1 protein-coding gene is annotated in these 1062 nt (G+C 55.9%); it reads left to right on the top strand.

Features of this window, described 5'->3' with window-relative positions; all coding sequences use genetic code 11:
• Positions 1-174 precede the first annotated feature (174 nt).
• The coding region (locus IEX97_RS12880) for an IS1634 family transposase (RefSeq protein ID WP_373289462.1) at positions 175-1062 on the top strand (888 nt) is incomplete at its 3' end.

Genomic DNA, 1062 nt, shown 5'->3' with positions numbered 1-1062 from the left:
CTCAAGTTTGACAGTTAGACCCCCTGGGTCGAGGGTACGAACCGCGCTACGGCGCGGTTTTTTCGCCGTTCTGGGCCACTTTCGTAACGAAAATGTAGGTCAAACTAGTTTTGTTTTAACCATTGATTTCACGGAATTAATAAGGTACTATTGTGGATATGAAAACGAACGGCGGTGACCCCCTTGTTCGCGCAAATTGTATCCACAAAAAAGCCCGACGGTAAGACCTACAAGTACCTGCACATCGTTGAGTCCTATCGAGATGGCGGGACCGTCAAAAAGCGTCGCATCGCCAGCCTCGGCAACATCAGTCAGTACTCGGAGCGGGAAATTGAGCAGATTATCCGGACACTCGAGTCTCTCCTACAGCACCGGACCACGGGTTCCATCGACGATTTTCAGTCCCATCGCGTTCTCCATTTTGGCGTTCCCTATGTGGTCCAATTTTTGTGGGATCAGCTTGGGCTGACGGAGGCCATCCGCCATGCGCTCAAGGATCGCGGCGTCGCTTTCGATGTCGCCCGGTACATACAGGCGATGGTCATCCACCGGCTGGTGGACCCATCCAGTAAGCTCCACCTGTTTCAAACGCTGGACGACCTGTACCTCCCCGACGCAGGCTCTGAACCCTGGCAGCTTCAGCACTTCTATCGGGCCCTGGATTACCTCATGGACATCAAGCCACAGTTGGAACAGGTGCTGTACAACCGGCTGACGGACCTGCTCAATTTCAAGTTGTCTTTGGTGTTGTACGACGTGACCAGCACGCATCTGTACGGGCACGAGTGCCCCTTGGGCGAGTACGGATACTCGCGCACCCATCGTCCGGACCTGGAGCAGGTGGAGCTGGGGCTGCTGGTGACTCCGGAGGGCATCCCCATCACCCACGAGGTGTTTGCGGGCAATGTCGCCGACAAGGAGACCGTGGCGGACGTCTTGACACGACTCAAGAAGCAATTTGCCGTGGAGCAGTGCGTGTTCGTCGGAGACCGCGGAATCGTGACGGAAAAGAACATGGTCCGGATGGCGGAAGCTGGATTACAAGCGCGGCCGGATCGTCAG

The organism is Paenalicyclobacillus cellulosilyticus (assembly GCF_014647315.1).
GTDB lineage: Bacteria > Bacillota > Bacilli > Alicyclobacillales > Alicyclobacillaceae > Alicyclobacillus_J > Alicyclobacillus_J cellulosilyticus.
Note: the sequence above shows the minus strand (reverse complement) of the source record. Positions and strands in the feature narration are given on the sequence as shown.